Raw genomic sequence first — 19,942 nt, forward strand, 5'->3', positions numbered from 1 at the left:
TCTGGCGGCGTTTACTGGAAAACTCACTGTCGGCAAAAGTCAGTTGCTGGCTCATCCGGTTACTCATTCTGGGTTCAGGTTACAACACGATGATCTCACATCTCGGACTTATTCGCACCTTCCTTAATTAATAGTAATGGCTTAAACAGCCCGATAACCCGACAAGGGCAAAGCCCGCGTAGTTACTCCAAAAGACGGCTGACCCCAAACAGTATAGGTTTTCACTTCCTTCAGTAGTCGATAGACAAAAACAAAAGACGTGGCGTTCTTCGAGTGACTAGCGAGAAAACGCAAGTTTACGATCTTATCTTTTTGGTTTTACAGAGACTAACGAGCAAAGCGAGTTAGGCTCTATGATACTGAATAGACAAGTAAGTCATTTACTTTAAAGTGTATATTATATTAAGTTACGGGAATCAATATGTGGTATGTAAACCATTGATTTAACTACTATATGTTGTGGCATCAACCGTATTTTACTCATAATAACCGTATTTTCGACGTATACAATACGGTTATAGTTACGGTTATTATTTACATATAAATCAATTACTTATTCATTGCTACTAGTCGTTCAATTAAGGTAATAAGATCCGCACCTTCATCTTTTAGCAGTTCAACTAGTGCTACATGTTCTTCTGTTACGGTTTTCTTTGGTTTGTATTGCTTCATTCTATTAAGGGATTTCCCTTCCTTTACTAGTACTTCAAACGCCTGTGATACTAGGGTTGCTATGCGTTTGTACTTTTCACGCGATGATTTACTATCTGGATAGTTTTGATTTTTATTCTGTCTGAATAGTTTTAGATGTTCAAATACCATAACTTCACTGAATTCAGGAGCATTCTTTACTATCGCAAATACATCTTCTTCCGGTACACGGTTTTTACCTAGAAAAGTACTTTCCTGGATTATTCCACGCATTACTTCTTTTGCTTCACTAGATAGTGAATTAAAGCAAATGAAACGTAGTTCATTCTGGATCATTTGATTATTGTGTATTGTTTCTTTTCTCGCCATTATAATTCCCCCTTAATATGGGGCTGTCACTCCTACATGATAGCCCCTAAGTTATTATGCTTGTTTGATAATTCTTGTGTAACTATGTCGTGTAGTATTTCGGTTCCATAGTTGATTGAAGTAGGATGTAATCCCAATGTATGAGTACTTTCCAGTATTCCACGCATCAATAATTTGTACTTTCTCTTCTTCGGTGAATCTATTCCAGCTACGTTTATTTTTCGCTTTTGCCATATTCTCTTTTTGTGTAATCCATTGTAGGTTATCCACGTGATTGTTTAGAGGATTACCATCAATATGATCAACAACTAATTTCAATGATTCATCACGTTCAATAAAAGTTTCTGCGATTAGTCGATGAACTTCTACAGTTCTACTATCACCACCTTTGACAGATAGTGTTACTTTGTAGTACCCATTAGATTTTGAAGGGGTTAGCTTTAGTAGTGTTTCTGTCTTAGTATTGAATACATCACCTTCATTACTTACTACATAATATTCATATTTCGTTTCTTTCCATATTTTCATATATAACTTCCATATTACCCGCGTTACTTCTTGTAATCGCGTTTCTACTTATTGTGTGGTTAGTAGACAACCAATTAATTACTTACTGTTTAGTACAATGTACTGATCAATTAAGTAACCTACAGCAGAAGATAGAGTACCTTTTGATACCTTACCTTCATCAATCAATTTTTTTAGTACTTCAACCTGTGAATTAGATAAACGTGCGGTTATTACGTTATCTTTTCTATCCTTAGATTTATTATTCTTCATTTAATTAACTCATGTGATTTGTATACGTATACGTTATTTATCCCAAGCAAAAAAGATAGCCCTTTTAGGGGGCTATACTTTAGCAATATAGGAGAATTATAATGTTACCATCTATTTAGTCTCTGATGGCTGGAGAAATGGAATTATGCTTCGCAGTTCGGCTAGGTGAACATTTTCGATCACTCAGAAAGCCACATCAATATTATAGGACATTTTTTGCGTCTGTCCCAAATATTTTATAGATACCTACATTATACCGTGAAAAAATCACCCGTTCCAAAATTCTTAGGACTTTTTCTTTCGTAATTTATCAGTACTTTTATTTATGTGTTGTCTTACGTGACGTTCTACAAATGGTATCTTTAGTGGAAGTGCTAGTACTGTGAGAATCATAAACATCAATACTAGTATTGTGTAGATTGGGAAAAGAAAGATTTCAATTAATGGCTTTAGCATGTATACGCCTCCTGTATTGTATACATTTATTTATATAAAGAGGCGTAATCATGTGAGTTATTGTAATAGAAGTACTGATATGAACATACCAGGTTGGAACATTTCAATACTATAGCCCCTGAATCTTTTCAGGGGCTATAAGAAGGTAATGTACCTTCAACCGTCGGCAAACGGTAGAGGCGGCAACCTCTACCTTTCACCAACAGGAGTTTTGGCTTGATTGGTATTATATCAAATAGAAGGTTTTTTCACCAAGAAAAATCTCACATCGCCTAATATCAGTCACCCTCACGAATCACTTAACGCAAATCTTTGCTGTGACGCGTTTTGAGAGGCTCTATTACAAACCCACACCAACGCATTACCATATACGAAAAAGCCCCGCATACGAACGTACACGAGGCCAAAATTAAACTTAAAACGTAAAATCTTGTTTTTAAAATAATCAAATACTTATCGGAAAGTTAGATAGTCTGCCTTGCGATTTATGATGGCTTGACTATTCAACGTTATAAATAGTTAGCTTTACTAGTGTTGTTCAAACATAAATACACCCTGCTAATACCATCAAATACTAGCAGGGCAAAAAAATGTATCGTATTTCGCTTACGTCCCATGACAACTATCATCAAAGTACTGCTAACTACTCAACTGATACTACATTATTATTATTGTCAATTTAACTATAGACTACTTTCAAGTGCATCACTATGTACTTTGGAAGTAACGTTAGATTTATCACAAAAATACATGTAACGATTGTTAGTTACATTTTCAAAAGAGAAATACTATCATTACTCAACTTTGTATTTTTCAAAAAATCTTCACGGCTGAAGCAAGATTCTAAAATCGCATTTTTGATGGCTCTGCTGACGTTACAAGTCAATTAAGAGGTTTCTTTCGTTTTATGTTTAGGATACTCGTTACTTAGTGAATAAGAAACTCATATTGTTTCGCATCCAAACACCTACGGCATCACATCGATCTACAGCATCTACATAGTTCAGCAATAGCGAATAATCAATGATTGTAAGATCTTCTTTAGTCTGCTGAAAACGGATCTCACCATCTTTAACACTAATTACGAAAGATGGTGTGTAATAGAATTTAGCACCATCAACATTTTCAATGATCACCTCACTGATTAACTTTTGTTCTTTCTTCTTATTCTCTATAAAAAGGACATGCCTTTTCAGCTCGTTCTGCTTGTAGATAATGTCAATTGTGTAAAAATTGCCGTTACGCTTTAGACGAATATTAGAAACAATCTTGTTAAGTGCATTCTCATAACGTGTGCGTATGTCGACGTTATTCACATTATATAATTCAGTAACGTTAACATCCTGTAGTACTGGTAAATCTACTTGTACTGTAGCTAATGAAGCCTGACGTGCTAATAACTGTTCTAATTCTAACTTGGCATCATCCAATTCTTCCCGCATTTCAAAAGAGACAGCTTTACCAGCACTTTTACGCCGTTCAATACCATTTTCATAGTTAGTGATCTGATCCTTAACTTGATCAATTTGAATACGTATCACTTCAATTTCAGGATTGAATTCTTGTTCTTTAATCACAGTGTTTAGATCCATGCCTAATAAATGCTCTACTACAAAATGCTCTACTGTTTCATAGGTCATAGCTTTATTTTCGCAAAGTCCATCACGTTCATTGAGGCAACGAATGTATCTATATTCCTCGATTTTTGGATCGCCTTTCTTTGGTGTACGTTTAGCACGAACCACATTATGATACATTGGCCCGCCGCATTCAGTACAACGAGCGATACCACTAAACAAATTACTTTTAATCAGTACTTCTTCCTGTCCGTCTTTCTTCACGGTAACACGTCCAGCATTAGGACGACGAGACTTTAGCAATTCCTGTACTAATTCAAATTCATCTTCACTAATTACTACAGGGTACACGTCCATATCGTACTTTTTCTGAGTTACTGGATTTTCAATATCATCATGGTTACGGATGATTTCTGAAATGAAAATCTTACCAGTTACACGGCGATTAGTAAGAATTTTATGTACAAGCTCACCAGTCCACGGACGATTAAATTTATATTGCTCACCTTCTTTCGTTTGAAGTTGTTTAGCAATCGTGGGGCATCCCATGCCAGTTTGATAAAGAGCAAATATCTCTTTAACTACTGCCGCTTTATGATTAAGCACATACTTATCATTTTCTACTTCGATCCATTGAGGACGTTTATTAGCTACTATAGTACCTTTGTTGAATGCTTGTTCGCGTTTCTTCGCCCACCCTTTACGAATACGATCACTTTTATACTTAGATTCATCATATGCCCGTTGAGCATTCATCATTACAAAAGGTAGATCTTTAGAATTACTACGGCTGATAACTATGTTAGCCATTACATCATGAATAGCTACGTTATGTGCCATTAGAGCATTGATGTAACCCATCACATCAAACGGGTTCTGGCGGCTAAAGCGGTCTATAGATTCCACTACCAATATAGAACTATCCCACATACCATTACGTACTTGTTCCATCCATGCCCCTAACTCACCCTCAGAGATGTTTAAACCCTTAAAGGCTGAGACACCTTGATCCGATAGTACTACTGGGGCTGGATCATCCATTTCCGCACAAATGCCAGTACGCTCTAAGTAGCCTTCTAATAGTTCAGCTTGGCGTGCGATACCTGACCCGTCGAGCTGCTGATCCGAGCTAACACGATGATACACAAATACTTTTTTCATGTTAAACCTTCTAATTTTTGTTTGTATAAGCATAACACATTTGTATGATTATCAGGCAAAAAAGGTTTTAGCCTCCGACCCGCTGCCGGTTCCCCAGGCGCTGCAACTGATTGATCTGCTGGATGAGCATGCCATTCACGGCCTGATGTATGTGGATAACGCAATGGTCTACGAGCGCCCTACCGGCCACGTGGTGCGCACCAGCAACTGGGCGTTGTCCCTGCCTGAAGCGCAGCGTCCGGTCTTTACCCAGGTTTCCTCGCTGCGTCAGGCAGCCCAGGACGTTGAGGCTATCTGGAAATTCGCCCTGACGGATGAAGACACGACCAAACTGAATACCTTCGCGAAGCACGTAGAGGAAACGCTGGGGCTGGAGTGCGAGTGGTCCTGGCACGATCAGGTGGATATTGCCCGCAAAGGCAACAGCAAAGGCAAGCGTCTGACGCAGTATGTGGAATCACAGGGCTGGTCAATGCAGGACGCGATCGCCTTCGGCGACAACTACAACGACATCAGCATGCTGGAAGCCGTCGGTACGGGCGTGGCGATGGGCAATGCCGACGACGCGGTAAAAGCGCGCGCTAACGTGGTGATTGGCGACAACACCACCGACAGCATCGCGCAGTATATTTATACCCACCTGCTGTAATCAGGCGGTGATCGAGACGCTCTTAATTTGCGCGTAAAGCCACAGGCCGGGTTTGATCCCTAACTCATCCCTGGCCCACGGGCTGATGCGCGCCCAGAGCGTCCGGCTTCCCACCTCGAGCTTCACTTCCACCTGGCCGTTATCATCAAAACACTCCGCGACTTTGGCGCGCAGAATATTTCGAATACTGGTTTGCAGCGGCGGCTGCAGCACCAGCGAGACGTCTGATGCCTGAATACGAATACGCAGCGCGGACTGCAACGGCTTGTCGATCTTATTGACCCACAGGTGCTGATCGCCCAGCGCCAGCGCCGTCATCGCGTAGTGCGGATGGTGTTCCAGCACGCTCACCTTCAGAATGCTGCTCTGCTGTTCCCTGGGCAGCCAGGGGTGCATTACGCTGCTGCCCCACACCTCTTCCAGGTTGCCGAAGGCCTTGACGCTGCCCTCTTCCAGCACCAGCACTTTGTCGGCCAGATGGAGGATCTCATCCAGCGAATGGCTGACGTAGAGCATTGGAATATTAATTTCCCGCGTCAGGCGCTGCAGGTAGGGCAAAAGCTCACGCTTGCGCGGAATATCCAGCGAGGCCAGCGGTTCGTCGAGCAGCAGCAGTTCGGGTGCGGTCAGCAACGCGCGGCCAATCGCCACGCGCTGTTTTTCTCCGCCGGAAAGCGACGAGGGCAGTCTGTCGAGCAGTGGCTCAATGCCTAAAAGCGTCACCAGCTTATCAAACTGTCCGGCCATGCTTTTCGCCATGCCGTAACGCAGGTTGCCGCGCACGCTGTAATGCGGGAATAAGCGCGCGTCCTGGAAAACATAGCCAATGCGGCGTTTATCCGGCGTGAGATAAACCTTGTTTTCCACGTCGTTTAAGACGCGGTTATTCAATACAATCCGTCCTGACTGCGGGCGCGTCAGGCCGCTGATGGCATTTATCAGCGACGTTTTTCCCGCCCCCGAGACGCCGAAGATGGCAGTGATACCGCTTGCAGGCAGCGTCTCGTTAAGCGTCAGGGTATGGTTTCCCAGCGTCTGGGTGAAATTCAGTTCCAGCATGCTTATTTCCCCATCCGCTCACGGCTCAGCCGCGCCAGCCATTCCGACACCAGCAGCGATACCAGGGCTAGTACGATTGAGATGATACACAGCCGCGCCGCGGCGCCTTCTCCGCCCGGCGTTTGAATCAGGGTATACATGGCCGACGGAATCGTTCGCGTCTCGCCGGGGATGTTCGAGACGAAGGTGATGGTCGCGCCAAACTCGCCCAGCGAGCGGGCGAACGCCAGTACCGTCCCGACAATAATGCCCGGCAGCGTGAGCGGGAGCGTGATGGTGAAAAAGACGCGCCAGCGCCCGGCACCCAGCGTACGGGCCGCCTGTTCGAGCTTCATGTCCACGCCTTCCAGCGCGAGGCGGATCGCCCTCACCATCAGCGGGAATGACATTACCGCCGCCGCCAGCACCGCACCGCGCCAGCTAAACGCAAAGGTCAGCCCAAACCAGTCGTAAAGTTTTTCGCCAATAAAACCGCGTCGCCCCATGGAAATTAACAGCAGATAACCGACCACCACGGGCGGCAACACGAGCGGAAGATGAAGCACGCTGTCGAGCAGCGCTTTGCCGGGAAACCGACAGCGAACCAGTAGCCAGGCAAAGAAGATCCCAAAGGGCAAACTCAGCGCAACCGCCAGGGAAGAGACTTTAAGGCTCAGCAGAACAGCCTGCCATTCAGGATCGGTCAATATCATCAGTGAGTCGTAAATCCGTAACGTTTAAAGATCGCAGACGCCTCCGGCCCCTTCAGATAATCGCGGAAGGCCGTCACGGTCGCATTTTTATGTCCATCAACAATCGCAACAGGATATTCCACTTTCTTGTGGGAGTCTTCCGGGAACGTTGCCACCACTTTCACACCCTTACTGGCAATGGCATCAGAGCCATACACAATGCCCAGCGGGGCTTCGTTGCGTTCCACCAGCGCCAGCGCGCCGCGGACATCTTCCGCCGGGGCCAGCTTCGGTGACAATGTCTCCCATGCGCCCAGTTTTTGCAGCGCTTCTTTGGCGTAGATCCCGGCCGGAACGTGCTCCGGATCGCCCACCGCCAGACGCCCGCCGTTCAGCAGGCTTATCCAGTGGGTCTCTTTGTTGATGGTGAAGTCAGCCTGCGCGCTGGCTTTTGGCGCCACGACAACCAGGCTATTCCCCAGCAGCGTTTCGCGGGTTGCCGCATCAATCGCTTTTTTCTCCGCCGCGTAATCCATCCACTTCTGATCGGCCGAGATGAACAGATCCGCCGGCGCGCCCGCTTCTATCTGGCGAGCGAGCGTCGAGGAAGAGGCAAACGAGGAGACCACCTCGACGTTTTTCTCTTTTTTATACGCCGCCGCGATATCCTGCAGCGCGTTAGTCAGCGACGCCGCCGCAAAGACCGTGATTTTACCCTCATCCGCCAGCGCGTGTCCGGTAAGGGAAAGCGTCAACGTTGCCCCTGCAAAAAGGCGTACCCATGAACGTGCCATTTTTAACTCCTGTGAGTATCGTTATATACACATTAATATAACGGTAACGTCAGGGAGATCCCAGCGTTTAATCGTACCGCTGAAGAGGTAAACCGGCGTAGTGCGTTAAAGAGTATCGGCGAAAATGGGAAAATCTTGAGAGCAAAACGCCCGGCCAAGCCGGGCGTTTTGGGGGGAATCAATGCTGCTTTTTAGCCTGGTCTCTGTGACCAATGTTCGAAAAGACGTTGAACACTTCACCCAGGCCGTAGATGGCACCGAGGATGATGGCCATCACTACTGGTACCATGATCACGGCGAATACCAGACTTTTCAACAACTCTAACATGGTTTTCTCCAGATATTGTGAACAGCTTATTCTACCCTTTCAACTGAGAAAAACATCCCCTTTTGTGCGGTACCCTTTGCGCCCTGCACCATTTGGGTCACAATACCCTTTTTGCCAGGACACTGTTATGCAGGCCGAAATTCTTCTCACACTCCGACTTCAGCAAAAGCTTTTCGCCGATCCGCGACGTATCGCCCTGCTTAAACAAATAGAACAAACGGGCTCGATTAGCCAGGGGGCGAAAAACGCGGGCATCAGCTACAAGAGTGCCTGGGACGCCATCAACGACATGAACACCCTGAGCGAACAGCCGCTGGTGGACAGAGCCACGGGCGGCAAAGGCGGCGGCGGTGCAATCGTGACGCGTTATGGCCAGCGTCTTATTCAGCTTTACGATCTGCTGGCCCAGATTCAGCAAAAAGCGTTCGATGCGTTAAGCGATGACGATAACGTTCCGCTGGACAGTCTGCTGGCCGCCATTTCCCGCTTCTCGCTACAAACCAGCGCCCGCAACCAGTGGTTTGGTACGGTGACGGCGCGCGACAATCTGCAGATACAGCAGCATATTGAGATCCTGCTTGCCGATGGCACCACCCGTCTGAAGGCCGCCATAACGGCGCAAAGCGCGGAACGTCTTGAACTGGATGAAGGGAAAGAGGTGCTGGTGCTCCTGAAAGCGCCGTGGGTCAGTATCACACGCGATCCCGACGCGGCAAAGACAGCAGATAACCAGCTGCAGGGCACCATCAGCCTTATCGAACGCGGCCAGACGCAGTGCGAAGTGCTGATGACCCTGGCAGATGGGCAGCCGCTTTGCGCGACCATACCGCTCAGCGAGTCGGACGGTTTAGAAGAAGGTGCTGCCGTCACCGCGTATTTCAACGCGGACCGGGTGATTATCGCCACTTTGTGCTGAGCACATTGACAATCGTACCGACAGTGCGTATCCCTGATATCTGGTGCTGCAAAAACAGGGATAAACCATGTCATCATTGCATATTTCGCAAGGCACGTTTCGTCTTAGCGATACCCGAACGCTGACAATTGCTGATTTGACGCTACGCGCGGGTGAAAGCTGGGCGTTTGTCGGCACAAACGGCAGCGGTAAATCCGCGCTGGCCCGCGCGCTGGCCGGAGAGCTCAACCCCCTCAAGGGCGAATACCAGAGCGACTTTACGCGCCTGACGCGCCTGTCGTTTGAACAACTGCAAAAGCTGGTCAGCGACGAGTGGCAGCGCAACAACACCGATTTGCTCAGCCCTGGCGAAGAGGATACCGGCCGTACGACGGCGGAAATTATTCAGGATGAAGTGAAGGATCCCGCCCGCTGCCAGCGCCTGGCAGAACAGTTCGGTATCACCCCTCTGCTGAACCGGCGCTTTAAATACCTTTCGACCGGCGAGACGCGAAAAACGCTGCTTTGTCAGGCGCTGATGAGCGAACCTGAACTGCTTATTCTGGACGAACCGTTCGACGGTCTTGACGTGCAGTCCCGGGCGCAGCTGGCGTCTCTGCTGGCGTCGCTTAATCAGCAGGGATATACCCTCGTGCTGGTGCTTAACCGTTTTGATGAAATTCCGGACTTTATTCAGCACGCGGGCGTCCTGGCCGACTGTAACCTGACCGAGACCGGCGAAAAAAACGCGCTGCTTAAGCAGGCGCTGATTGCCCAGCTCGCGCACAGCGAACAGCTCGACGGTATTACCCTTCCGGAACCCGACGCCCCGTCGGCGCGCCACGCGCTTGATCCCCACCAGCCGCGCATCGTGCTGCGCGATGGGGTGGTCTCTTATGACGATCGCCCGATCCTTAATCACCTCAGCTGGACGGTCAATCCAGGCGAGCACTGGCAGATTGTCGGCCCCAACGGCGCGGGAAAATCCACGCTGCTGAGCCTGATCACCGGCGATCATCCGCAGGGCTACAGCAACGACCTCACGCTGTTCGGTCGGCGTCGCGGCAGCGGCGAAACCATCTGGGATATCAAAAAACATATCGGCTACGTCAGCAGCAACCTGCATCTGGATTACCGGGTCAGTACCACGGTACGCAACGTGATCCTCTCCGGGTATTTTGACTCCATCGGCATTTATCAGGCGGTATCGGACAAACAGCACAAGCTGGCCCAGCAGTGGCTGGACATTCTGGGCATGGACAACCGGGTTGCTGACGCGCCGTTTCATAGTCTTTCGTGGGGGCAGCAGCGTCTGGCGCTGATCGTTCGCGCGCTGGTGAAACACCCTACGCTGCTGATCCTCGACGAACCGCTGCAGGGACTCGACCCGTTGAACCGCCAGCTTATCCGCCGCTTTGTGGACGTGCTGATTAGCGAAGGTGAAACGCAGCTGCTGTTCGTTTCACATCATGCCGAAGATGCCCCCTCCTGCATCACCCACCGCCTGGAGTTTGTTCCGGACGGTGAGCACTATTACTATCGGCAAAGCAAAATCGATTAATCCCCGGAGGGCACCGCCCTCCGTTTTTCAGATAACCTGCACTAATACATTGCTATCCCGTTGATCTACAATGCCTCACGGTAGCTGAAAATCGGATTTTAAAAACAGTGTAAACGATTCCACTATTTTATCCCATGTCACACTTTTCGCGTCTCTGTTATGCTATGGTTATTACATACCATAAGCCCAATGGAGCGAAATATGCGAGTTCTGGTAACAGGTGGTAGCGGTTACATAGGTAGTCATACCTGCGTGCAACTGCTGCAAAACGGCCATGACGTCATCATTCTCGACAACCTGTGCAACAGTAAGCGCAGCGTGCTGCCTGTGATTGAACGTCTTGGCGGTAAACACCCGACGTTCGTGGAAGGCGACATCCGTAACGAAGCGCTGATGACCGAGATCCTTCACGACCACGCCATTGAAGCGGTGATCCACTTCGCAGGTCTGAAAGCGGTCGGTGAATCCGTTGCTAAGCCGCTTGAGTATTACGATAACAACGTCAACGGCACCCTGCGTCTCATCTCCGCCATGCGTGCGGCCAACGTCAAAAACTTCATCTTTAGCTCTTCCGCCACCGTCTACGGCGATCAGCCTAAAATCCCTTACGTTGAAAGCTTCCCGACCGGGACGCCGCAGAGCCCGTACGGCAAAAGCAAGCTGATGGTGGAGCAGATCCTGACCGATCTGCAAAAAGCCCAGCCGGAGTGGAGCATCGCGCTGCTGCGCTACTTCAACCCGGTCGGTGCGCATCCGTCTGGCGATATGGGGGAAGATCCGCAGGGCATTCCGAACAACCTGATGCCGTATATCGCCCAGGTGGCGGTAGGACGTCGCGAGTCGCTGGCGATTTTTGGCAATGACTACCCGACCGAAGACGGCACCGGCGTGCGCGACTATATCCACGTGATGGATCTGGCCGACGGCCACGTTGCGGCCATGCAGCAGCTGGCGGATAAACCGGGCGTGCATATTTACAACCTCGGCGCCGGGGTCGGCAGCAGCGTGCTGGACGTAGTCAATGCCTTCAGCAAAGCCTGCGGCAAGCCGGTGAACTACCACTTCGCACCGCGTCGTGAGGGCGATCTGCCTGCTTACTGGGCCGACGCCACCAAAGCCGACAAAGAGCTTAACTGGCGTGTTACGCGCACGCTTGATGAAATGGCACAGGATACCTGGCACTGGCAGTCACGCCACCCGCAAGGCTATCCGGACTAAGGATCCGTCATGACGCAATTTAATCCCGTCGATCATCCGCATCGTCGCTTTAACCCGTTAAGCGGGCAATGGATTTTAGTTTCTCCGCATCGCGCCAAGCGCCCCTGGCAGGGGGCGCAGGAGACGCCTGCAAAACAGACGCTGCCGCAGCACGACCCGGACTGCTTCCTCTGTCCGGGCAATACGCGCGTCACCGGGGATAAAAACCCGGACTACAAAGGCACCTTCGTGTTCACCAACGATTTTGCCGCCCTGATGACCGACACGCCGGACGCGCCGGAAAGCCACGATCCGCTGATGCGCTGTGAAAGCGCGCGCGGTACCAGCCGCGTGATCTGCTTCTCTCCCGATCACAGCAAAACGCTGCCGGAGCTGAGCGTTGAGGCCCTGAAAGAGGTGGTCAGCACCTGGCAGGCGCAAACTGCCGAGCTGGGTCAAACTTACCCATGGGTGCAGGTGTTTGAAAATAAAGGTGCGGCCATGGGCTGCTCTAACCCGCACCCGCACGGCCAGGTCTGGGCGAACAGCTTCCTGCCTAACGAAGCCGAGCGTGAAGACCGCCTGCAAAAAGCGTATTACGCGGAAAACGGCTCGCCGATGCTGGTGGATTACGCGCAGCGTGAGCTGGCCGACGGCAGCCGTACCGTGGTGGAGACCGAACACTGGCTGGCCGTCGTGCCTTACTGGGCCGCCTGGCCGTTTGAGACGCTGCTGCTGCCGAAAGCGCACGTGCAGCGCATCACCGAACTCAGCGACGCGCAGCGCGACGACCTTGCCCTGGCGCTGAAAAAGCTGACCAGCCGTTACGACAACCTGTTCCAGTGCTCCTTCCCGTACTCCATGGGCTGGCACGGCGCACCGTTTAACGGGGAAGAGAATCAGCACTGGCAGCTGCACGCCCATTTCTATCCGCCGCTGCTGCGCTCTGCGACGGTGCGTAAATTTATGGTGGGCTACGAAATGCTGGCAGAAACCCAGCGTGATCTGACGGCGGAACAGGCGGCTGAACGTCTGCGCGCCGTTAGCGACGTCCACTATCGCGAATCAGGAGTCTAAAAAATGAGTCTGAAAGATAAAACACAATCCCTGTTTGCTGAGAAATTTGGCTACCCTGCCACCCACGTAATTCAGGCACCTGGCCGCGTCAACCTGATCGGTGAACACACTGACTACAACGACGGCTTTGTGCTGCCGTGCGCCATCGATTACCAGACGGTCATCAGCTGCGCGAAGCGCGACGACCGCCAGGTTCGCGTGATTGCGGCGGATTACGGTAATGAGACGGACGCGTTCTCCCTCGATGCCCCGATTGTGACGCACGACAGCCAGCAGTGGTCTAACTACGTGCGCGGCGTGGTGAAGCATCTGCAGAAGCGTAATAAAAACTTCGGCGGCGCCGATTTGGTCATCAGCGGCAACGTGCCGCAGGGGGCGGGCTTAAGCTCCTCTGCGTCTCTGGAGGTCGCCGTCGGCACCGTGTTCCAGCAGCTCTATCATTTACCGCTGGATGGCGCACAAATCGCCCTGAATGGTCAGGAAGCGGAAAACCAGTTCGTGGGCTGCAACTGCGGCATCATGGACCAGCTGATCTCCGCGCTGGGCAAAAAAGAGCACGCGCTGCTGATCGACTGCCGCTCGCTGGGCACCAAAGCCGTACCCCTGCCAAAAGGCGCGGCTGTCGTGATCGTCAACAGCAACTTTAAACGCACGCTGGTGGGCAGCGAGTACAACACTCGCCGCGAGCAGTGCGAAACCGGCGCCCGCTTCTTCCAGCAGCCCGCCCTGCGCGACGTCACGCTCAATGAATTTAACAAAGTGGCGCACGAGCTGGACCCGATTGTCGCCAAACGCGTTCGTCACGTGCTGACGGAGAATGCCCGTACCGTTGAAGCCGCGTCCGCGCTGGCGAAAGGTGACCTGAAACGCATGGGTGAACTGATGGCGGAATCTCACGCCTCCATGCGCGATGATTTTGAAATCACCGTGCCGCAGATCGACACCCTGGTGGAGATCGTCAAAGCGGTCATTGGCGACAAAGGCGGCGTGCGCATGACGGGCGGCGGTTTTGGCGGCTGCATCGTTGCGCTGGTGCCTGAGGAGCTGGTCCCTGCCGTACAGGACGCCGTGGCGAAGCAGTACGAAGCAAAAACAGGTATCAAAGAAACCTTCTATGTTTGCAAAGCATCACAAGGAGCCGGACAGTGCTAAACGAAACACCTACCCTCGCACCGGATGGTCTGCCGTATCGCCTGTTAACCCTGCGCAATCGCGCGGGGATGGTGGTTACGCTCATGGACTGGGGTGCAACCCTTCTTTCAGCACGCGTACCGATGCCGGACGGCAGCGTGCGCGAAACCCTGCTCGGCTGCGCATCGCCCGAGCAGTATGTTAATCAGTCTGCCTATCTGGGCGCATCCGTAGGGCGCTATGCGAACCGCATCGCGAAGAGCCGTTTTGAACTCGACGGCGTGCCGTACACCCTGCTTCCAAGCCAGGGTGAGAACCAGCTGCACGGCGGCCCGGACGGGTTTGATAAACGTCGCTGGAAGATTGTTCGTCAAAACGACGGCGAAGTGCTGTTCTCGCTGGATTCGCAGGACGGCGATCAGGGCTTCCCGGGTAACCTTATCGCCTCTGCGCGCTTTACATTGACGGACGACAACCGTATTGCCATCGAATACCGTGCGACGGTCGACAAGCCGTGTCCGGTTAACCTGACCAATCACGCGTACTTTAATCTGGACGGTAACCAGTGCGACGTGCGGAACCACAAGCTTCAGATCCTGGCGGATGCGTATCTGCCGGTTGATGAGATGGGCATTCCGTACCAGGGCCTCAAAGACGTGAGCGGCACCAGCTTTGACTTCCGCAGCGCGAAATCCATCGCCCAGGATTTCCTGAGCGATGACGACCAGCGCAAGGTGAAAGGCTACGACCACGCGTTCCTGCTGCAGGCTAAAGGCGATGTGAAACAACCTGCCGCACAGGTCTGGTCCACCGATGAGAAGCTGCAGATGACGGTTTATACCACCGCTCCTGCCCTGCAGTTCTACTCAGGTAACTATCTCGGCGGCACGACGGCGCGCGAACACGAAGAGTACAGCGACTGGCAAGGCCTGGCGCTGGAGAGCGAGTTCCTGCCGGACAGCCCGAATCATCCGGAATGGCCGCAGCCGGACTGCGTGCTGCGCCCGGGTGAAGAGTACGTTAGCGTGACGGAATATCATTTTATTCCACATTAATATTCAGCCCTCCCTCTGGAGGGCTTTTTTCTGTGCGCCTTGCTGAAAATAGCGCCGATCGCAGACAAAATCATAACCCTGGATTCACAAGCATCTTACACTCAGAGACTATTTTCGCTATGGTTAGGGTTAAGCGTTGCTGCTGGCACGGCCACGGCAATATAATGAGAATTGTTATCATTCTAAAAATGCTTGAGGAGTAAGAGATGGCTATTACTAAGCTGGTTCTGGTGCGTCACGGCGAAAGCCAGTGGAACAACGAAAACCGCTTTACCGGTTGGTACGACGTTGATCTGTCCGAGAAAGGCGTAAGCGAAGCAAAAGCAGCAGGTAAACTGCTGAAGGAAGAAGGCTTCAGCTTTGATTTTGCTTACACCTCTGTGCTGAAACGTGCCATCCATACCCTGTGGAACGTGCTGGACGAACTGGACCAGGCCTGGCTGCCGGTTGAGAAATCCTGGAAACTAAACGAGCGTCACTACGGTGCGCTGCAGGGCCTGAACAAAGCGGAAACCGCTGAGAAATACGGTGACGAGCAGGTTAAACAGTGGCGTCGCGGCTTCGCGGTCACCCCACCAGAGCTGACCAAAGATGACGAGCGCTACCCGGGCCACGACCCGCGTTACGCGAAACTGACCGACGCTGAGCTGCCAACCACCGAGAGCCTGGCGCTGACCATCGACCGCGTTGTCCCTTACTGGAACGAAACCATTCTGCCACGTCTGAAAAGCGGCGAGCGCGTGATTATCGCCGCTCACGGTAACTCCCTGCGTGCGCTGGTGAAATACCTGGACAACATGGGTGAAGACGAAATTCTCGAACTGAACATCCCAACTGGCGTACCGCTGGTGTATGAGTTTGACGAAAACTTCAAGCCAATCAAACACTACTACCTGGGTAACGCGGACGAAATCGCAGCGAAAGCGGCGGCCGTTGCGAACCAGGGTAAAGCGAAGTAATTTTCGCTGACCATAAAAAAAGCGCGGAACCGTCCGCGCTTTTTATTTGAGCCGTCAGAATTAACCGCGACGCGCTTTCACCGCATTCGCCAGCTGGCGCAGGATGGCGTCGGTATCGTCCCAGCCGATGCAGGCATCGGTCACGCTCTTGCCGTACACCAGCGGCTCGCTGCCTTCCAGGTTCTGGTTACCTTCAACCAGATGACTTTCGATCATCACCCCAATTACCGCCTTCTCACCGTCGGCAATCTGCTGACAGACATCTGCGCCCACTTCCATCTGCTTTTTAAACTGCTTGCTTGAGTTGGCGTGGCTGAAATCGATCATCACCTGCGGTGGCAGCCCGGCTTTTTCCAGCCCGACTTTGACTTCGGCCACATGCTTTGCGCTGTAGTTCGGCTCTTTGCCGCCGCGCAGAATGATATGGCAGTCACCGTTACCGCTGGTGTTAACGATGGCGGAGTGGCCCCATTTGGTCACGGACAGGAAGCAGTGCGGTGCGCCCGCTGCGTTGATGGCGTCGATAGCCACCTTAATGGTGCCGTCAGTGCCGTTTTTGAAGCCTACCGGACAAGAGAGACCGGACGCCAGCTCGCGGTGAACCTGAGATTCAGTAGTGCGGGCACCAATTGCCCCCCAGCTCATCAGGTCTGCCAGATACTGGGGCGTAATCATATCCAGGAACTCACCGGCCGCAGGCAGCCCGCTGTCGTTAATCTCCAGCAGCAGCTTGCGCGCAATGCGCAGGCCGTCGTTGATCTGGAAGCTGTTATCCATGTGCGGATCGTTAATCAGCCCTTTCCAGCCAACGGTGGTGCGCGGTTTTTCAAAATAGACGCGCATCACGATTTCCAGCTCATCCTTCAGCTCTTCACGCAGGGTGAGCAGACGGGCTGCGTATTCTTTCGCGGCAGCAGGATCGTGGATAGAGCATGGGCCAATCACCACCAGAAGACGATCGTCATTACCTTTCAGGATCTTATGGATCGCTTTACGAGCATGAGAAACCGTGTTTGCGGCATTTTCAGTGGCGGGGAATTTCTCAAGGAGTGCTACAGGAGGTAATAACTCATTGATCTCTTTAATACGTAAATCGTCATTCTGATAATTCATCTTCGTTCCAGCTCTGCCATATCTTTAGTAATGAAAGCAATCCTTTCAATCTATCTTGTCGCTCAGGAAGTGTAAACACGGTTTTACACTTCACGCAGATAATTCCTGGAATTCGCCTAAAAATCGCCACAAAATAGCGAAAAACGAGATCTAACCTAAGCTTTTTAACTGTAACAACCATTTTTACACGCTTAAACGCGATTCCCGACTGACGTAAGTCCGTATGGCGGAATCTTTCGCCTCTGAAAAAGATGCACTGTTGGAAAAAGTTATCCAGCGTAACGACAAGAACAGGAGCACCATGATGAAAATGACAAAACTGGCAACCCTCTTCCTGACCGCCACCCTCACCCTGGCCAGCGGTAGCGTTCTTGCGGCCGAAACGGGCTCATCGGGTAACGGTGATGCAAACGCGGCTGCGTCAGCAGGCCAGGTCGCCCCTGATGCCAAACAGAACGTCGCCCCGAACAATGTCGATAATAGTCAGATTAATAATGGAAACACCAACACCGGCGGCACCATGCTGCACCCCAACGGTACCGACTCCGGCACCATGAATCATGACAGCATGAGCAAAGATGAAGTTCATAAGAACTCCATGTGTAAAGATGGCAAATGTCCCGACCCGAATGACAAAGTGGGGGATGATGCCAATACCAAAACAGATGGTACGACTCAGTAACCGGCTGTGAAATTAATGATAAAAGGAGAGCTAAGGCTCTCCTTTCTTTTTGAGTAACCTATTAAAAACGCTACACTAAAAACGATAACGAATCAGGAAAGATAACATGGCACACACACATTCCCACGCCGCCGGCGACGACAACGCTAAACGATTGCTGCTGGCCTTCGGCGTCACCGCAACCTTCATGATTATTGAGGTCATCGGCGGTCTGGTCTCCGGCTCTCTGGCGCTACTGGCTGACGCCGGGCATATGCTTACCGATGCAGCGGCGCTACTTTTCGCCCTTCTGGCCGTCCAGTTTGCCCGTCGTCCCCCCAATACACGCCATACCTTCGGCTGGCTGAGGCTGACGACCCTTGCCGCCTTTGTTAACGCGATTGCCCTGGTGGTCATTACCATTCTTATCGTCTGGGAGGCCATTCAGCGCTTCAGACATCCTCAGCCGATTGCCGGGGCGACCATGATGGTGATTGCCGTGGCAGGGCTGGTGGCGAATATCCTGGCCTTCTGGATTTTGCACCGCGGCAGCGAGGAAAAGAACCTCAACGTGCGCGCGGCGGCTCTGCATGTGCTGGGGGATTTGCTCGGTTCAGTCGGGGCGATTGTCGCCGCGCTGGTGATCCTCTATACCGGCTGGACGCCTGTCGATCCGATTTTGTCAGTGCTGGTGTCGTGTCTGGTCTTGCGCAGCGCCTGGCGGCTGCTGAAGGAGAGCGTGAATGAACTGCTTGAAGGGGCTCCGGCATCCATGGACATCGACGAGCTGAAGCGCAACCTGCGCCGTACTGTTCCGGAAGTCCGCAATGTCCACCACGTGCACGTCTGGCTGGTGGGGGAGAAACCGGTCATGACGCTCCATGTCCAGGTGATCCCGCCTCACGACCACGATGCGCTGCTCGATCGCATCCAGCACTTCCTGGAACATCACTACGACATTAGCCATGCCACCGTTCAGATGGAGTATCAGCCCTGTAGCGGACCGGACTGCCACCTTAACGAGGCGCAGTCCGGTCATTCACATCATCATGACCACTAGCTGGAAAGCGCGCGAGAGCCTCGCTCACGCGCGCTGTTAATCCACATCCGGCTACCGTTCAGCGCGATGAAGGTCAGCAACAGATATTCCAGCGACATGGCATAGACGCCCTGCAGGGCGAAGATCGCCACGCTGATAACGTTGATGATGACCCACAGCAGCCAGTTCTCAACGTATTTACGGGTCATCAGAATCATCGCTGCAATCGACAGCACCATCATGCAGGAATCCCAGAACGGGAAAGCATCCGGCTGGAGTTCTGGCATCGTCACGTTCAGGCCGATGCCGGACATGACCGAAACGGCAATGCGGGTCAGGAACGCAAATACCGGATTGATGAAGACGGTCATTAAGCCAATGGCCACCACGCAGGCGACAAACCAGGCGATGGCTTTCGGCAAGGGCAGCCAGCGAATCTGCAACTCTGCCTCCTGCTGGCTGTTCTGACGCGACCACGCATACCAGCCGTAAATATTGGCGGCGAAGAAGAACAGCTGCAAAAGCAGGCTGGCGTACAGCTGGATCTGGAAGAAGATAATCGCAAACAGCGTGACGTTAATCAGCCCGAATGCATAATTACTGATCTTCTCAAGGCTTGCCAGCCAGATACACAATAATCCCGCCAGCGTACCAACGGCCTCAATCCATGACAGGTCATAGCCACCTGCACCAATCGGTATATGAACCAGAATGTTCTGTGTGCTAAAAAAATCCATCTTTTCCCCGGGGCGTAGTGAA

19 protein-coding genes and 1 pseudogene are annotated in these 19,942 nt (G+C 51.5%); 10 read left to right on the forward strand and 10 right to left on the reverse strand.

From position 1 onward, the window contains the following. Positions 1 to 549: 549 nt before the first annotated feature. From ACOTXT_RS18110 to ACOTXT_RS18125, 4 genes are all read right to left on the reverse strand, one after another. Positions 550 to 1,020 (reverse strand): hypothetical protein, encoded by a 471-nt coding sequence (locus ACOTXT_RS18110; protein ID WP_046852907.1) that lies wholly within the window; start codon positions 1,018 to 1,020, stop codon positions 550 to 552. Positions 1,021 to 1,074: 54 nt separating this feature from the next. Further along, positions 1,075 to 1,548, reverse strand: coding sequence for an HNH endonuclease signature motif containing protein (locus ACOTXT_RS18115; RefSeq protein ID WP_048619581.1), 474 nt, complete (start codon positions 1,546 to 1,548; stop codon positions 1,075 to 1,077). 78 nt (positions 1,549 to 1,626) lie between these two features. Next, positions 1,627 to 1,800: a hypothetical protein gene (locus ACOTXT_RS18120; protein WP_164085561.1), complete on the reverse strand. Its 174-nt coding sequence runs from the start codon at positions 1,798 to 1,800 to the stop codon at positions 1,627 to 1,629. Between the two features lie 1,379 nt (positions 1,801 to 3,179). Then, on the reverse strand, positions 3,180 to 4,994 hold the full coding sequence (locus ACOTXT_RS18125; RefSeq protein WP_421625377.1) for a recombinase family protein: 1,815 nt from the start codon (positions 4,992 to 4,994) through the stop codon (positions 3,180 to 3,182). A gap of 31 nt (positions 4,995 to 5,025) precedes the next feature. On the opposite strand from ACOTXT_RS18125, the pseudogene ACOTXT_RS18130 reads away from it, so the two are divergent. Next, a pseudogene (locus tag ACOTXT_RS18130) lies at positions 5,026 to 5,643 on the forward strand (pyridoxal phosphatase); the annotation flags it as partial. Here ACOTXT_RS18130 and modC read toward each other — a convergent pair. The 4 genes from modC to ACOTXT_RS18150 all read right to left on the reverse strand — a co-directional run bounded on the left by modC (position 5,644) and on the right by ACOTXT_RS18150 (position 8,495). Continuing rightward, positions 5,644 to 6,702, reverse strand: coding sequence for a molybdenum ABC transporter ATP-binding protein ModC (gene modC / locus ACOTXT_RS18135; RefSeq protein WP_008501121.1), 1,059 nt, complete (start codon positions 6,700 to 6,702; stop codon positions 5,644 to 5,646). Positions 6,703 to 6,704: 2 nt separating this feature from the next. Next, complete coding sequence (modB, locus tag ACOTXT_RS18140) at positions 6,705 to 7,394, reverse strand: molybdate ABC transporter permease subunit (protein WP_023326931.1); 690 nt, start codon at positions 7,392 to 7,394, stop codon at positions 6,705 to 6,707. Next, on the reverse strand, positions 7,394 to 8,167 hold the full coding sequence (modA, locus tag ACOTXT_RS18145; protein ID WP_055321527.1) for a molybdate ABC transporter substrate-binding protein: 774 nt from the start codon (positions 8,165 to 8,167) through the stop codon (positions 7,394 to 7,396). The genes modB and modA overlap by 1 nt, the downstream gene beginning before the upstream one ends. Positions 8,168 to 8,345: 178 nt before the next feature. Further along, on the reverse strand, positions 8,346 to 8,495 hold the full coding sequence (locus ACOTXT_RS18150) for an AcrZ family multidrug efflux pump-associated protein (RefSeq protein ID WP_008501118.1): 150 nt from the start codon (positions 8,493 to 8,495) through the stop codon (positions 8,346 to 8,348). A 127-nt stretch (positions 8,496 to 8,622) separates the two neighbouring features. Here ACOTXT_RS18150 and modE point away from each other — a divergent pair, with 127 nt between their 5' ends. The 7 genes from modE to gpmA all read left to right on the forward strand — a co-directional run bounded on the left by modE (position 8,623) and on the right by gpmA (position 16,370). Continuing rightward, positions 8,623 to 9,411, forward strand: a complete 789-nt coding sequence (gene modE, locus ACOTXT_RS18155; protein ID WP_055321526.1) for a molybdenum-dependent transcriptional regulator — start codon at positions 8,623 to 8,625, stop codon at positions 9,409 to 9,411. Between the two features lie 67 nt (positions 9,412 to 9,478). Beyond that, complete coding sequence (gene modF, locus ACOTXT_RS18160) at positions 9,479 to 10,951, forward strand: molybdate ABC transporter ATP-binding protein ModF (protein WP_055321525.1); 1,473 nt, start codon at positions 9,479 to 9,481, stop codon at positions 10,949 to 10,951. Between the two features lie 201 nt (positions 10,952 to 11,152). Then, positions 11,153 to 12,169, forward strand: a complete 1,017-nt coding sequence (gene galE / locus ACOTXT_RS18165; protein WP_008501115.1) for a UDP-glucose 4-epimerase GalE — start codon at positions 11,153 to 11,155, stop codon at positions 12,167 to 12,169. A 9-nt stretch (positions 12,170 to 12,178) separates the two neighbouring features. Then, complete coding sequence (galT, locus tag ACOTXT_RS18170) at positions 12,179 to 13,225, forward strand: galactose-1-phosphate uridylyltransferase (protein WP_008501114.1); 1,047 nt, start codon at positions 12,179 to 12,181, stop codon at positions 13,223 to 13,225. Between the two features lie 3 nt (positions 13,226 to 13,228). Continuing rightward, entirely contained in the window at positions 13,229 to 14,377 is a 1,149-nt protein-coding gene (gene galK, locus ACOTXT_RS18175; protein ID WP_021241009.1) for a galactokinase, read from the forward strand. Beyond that, positions 14,371 to 15,411 (forward strand): galactose-1-epimerase, encoded by a 1,041-nt coding sequence (gene galM, locus ACOTXT_RS18180; protein ID WP_045373088.1) that lies wholly within the window; start codon positions 14,371 to 14,373, stop codon positions 15,409 to 15,411. Before galK ends, galM begins: the two co-directional genes overlap by 7 nt. A gap of 206 nt (positions 15,412 to 15,617) precedes the next feature. Beyond that, positions 15,618 to 16,370, forward strand: coding sequence for a 2,3-diphosphoglycerate-dependent phosphoglycerate mutase (gene gpmA / locus ACOTXT_RS18185; RefSeq protein WP_008501111.1), 753 nt, complete (start codon positions 15,618 to 15,620; stop codon positions 16,368 to 16,370). A gap of 60 nt (positions 16,371 to 16,430) precedes the next feature. Here gpmA and aroG read toward each other — a convergent pair whose 3' ends face one another. Beyond that, positions 16,431 to 17,483 carry a 3-deoxy-7-phosphoheptulonate synthase AroG gene (gene aroG / locus ACOTXT_RS18190; protein ID WP_055321524.1) on the reverse strand — a complete coding sequence of 351 codons (1,053 nt, stop codon included), beginning with the start codon at positions 17,481 to 17,483 and terminating at the stop codon, positions 16,431 to 16,433. 304 nt (positions 17,484 to 17,787) lie between these two features. On the opposite strand from aroG, the gene ACOTXT_RS18195 reads away from it, so the two are divergent. After that, complete coding sequence (locus tag ACOTXT_RS18195; protein WP_008501109.1) at positions 17,788 to 18,165, forward strand: YbgS-like family protein; 378 nt, start codon at positions 17,788 to 17,790, stop codon at positions 18,163 to 18,165. 106 nt (positions 18,166 to 18,271) lie between these two features. Then, positions 18,272 to 19,204 (forward strand): CDF family zinc transporter ZitB, encoded by a 933-nt coding sequence (zitB, locus tag ACOTXT_RS18200; RefSeq protein WP_008501107.1) that lies wholly within the window; start codon positions 18,272 to 18,274, stop codon positions 19,202 to 19,204. Here the strand turns inward: zitB and pnuC are convergent. After that, entirely contained in the window at positions 19,201 to 19,920 is a 720-nt protein-coding gene (gene pnuC, locus ACOTXT_RS18205; protein WP_023293003.1) for a nicotinamide riboside transporter PnuC, read from the reverse strand. The two genes, zitB and pnuC, sit on opposite strands and share 4 nt — an antisense overlap. Positions 19,921 to 19,942 lie beyond the last annotated feature (22 nt).

This window comes from Enterobacter cloacae complex sp. IR5422 (assembly GCF_049238165.1).
GTDB lineage: Bacteria > Pseudomonadota > Gammaproteobacteria > Enterobacterales > Enterobacteriaceae > Enterobacter > Enterobacter roggenkampii.